Source organism: Bartonella sp. PS17NMGDW, from assembly GCF_042193555.1.
GTDB lineage: Bacteria > Pseudomonadota > Alphaproteobacteria > Rhizobiales > Rhizobiaceae > Bartonella > Bartonella grahamii.
This window is the reverse complement of sequence record NZ_JBHILY010000083.1, coordinates 1-871: the sequence shown is the minus strand read 5'-3', so window position 1 is coordinate 871 and position 871 is coordinate 1. Positions and strand designations below refer to the sequence as shown.

Below are 871 nucleotides of genomic sequence, written 5' to 3'. Positions count from 1 at the left end.
GGGAGTATTTTCATTATTGTTTTGTAAATTACTATCTTTCATAGTTTCCCTCTTTTAAGAAAGTAATACGTTATTAAAATCCGTTCCTTTTGGAGCTTGCATCATAAAGACCTCAAAGCCATGGTTATAGGCACGCGCAGCGAGGGTAAAACCTGCTTTACGACCCGCATCATCGCCGTCCATTGCAATGGTGAGACGCCCTTTTGTAGGGGGTAAATTCACACGCATCATGCCACTGGTTGAAAGAGACGCCCATAAATTCACAGGCTCAGATAACAACCCAGACAAAAGAGCCAGACCCGTTTCAATGCCCTCACAAATGACCAAATGTTTTGGATTGGCTTGGCTTAAATGCACCCCACCACCCGTTACAGATCCCAACATGGCTTTTGCTGGTTTTTGGTCTGTTTTGCAGCCATTGGCTTGTAAAAAGGTTCTATGAATGGCGAAAGAGCCAGCGCCCTTAACAAGAGCAACCAACGCGGGCAGTGTAACCCCAGAGGGGTGCAAACATTTGTCGTGAAAACGTAAATCGGGAGGCAAATCACATGTAATACCCCGCATACGTAAATAGGTTTCTGCTAAAGTATTTTTGATTGGTTGGCTTTGTTGCCAAATTTCTTTTGCTCTCTCTGCTTTCTGTTTTGCTCGTTTGAGATCAGCACAAATCTGTTTGGAGAAAGAAAGCGTCTGATTATAAGCTTGTTTTCCAAGCAAGCCAATTCTGATGAGCGCTTGTATGATCTCTCTAAAAGAGCAGCCAGCATAACAATAGAGTAAGAGACGCCCATCATGTCCATTGGCAAGGGATAAGCTAGGCAGCCTATCATCATGAGCAGGGCAACGGGCTATTCCATAACGCCCATGCCAA

1 protein-coding gene is annotated in these 871 nt (G+C 44.4%); it reads right to left on the bottom strand.

Annotated elements, in window-relative coordinates; translation table 11 throughout:
• Nucleotides 1-54: 54 nt before the first annotated feature.
• Nucleotides 55-871 (bottom strand): toprim domain-containing protein (locus ACFIJK_RS09390; protein WP_375627601.1); only part of this gene is annotated, 817 nt, incomplete at its 5' end.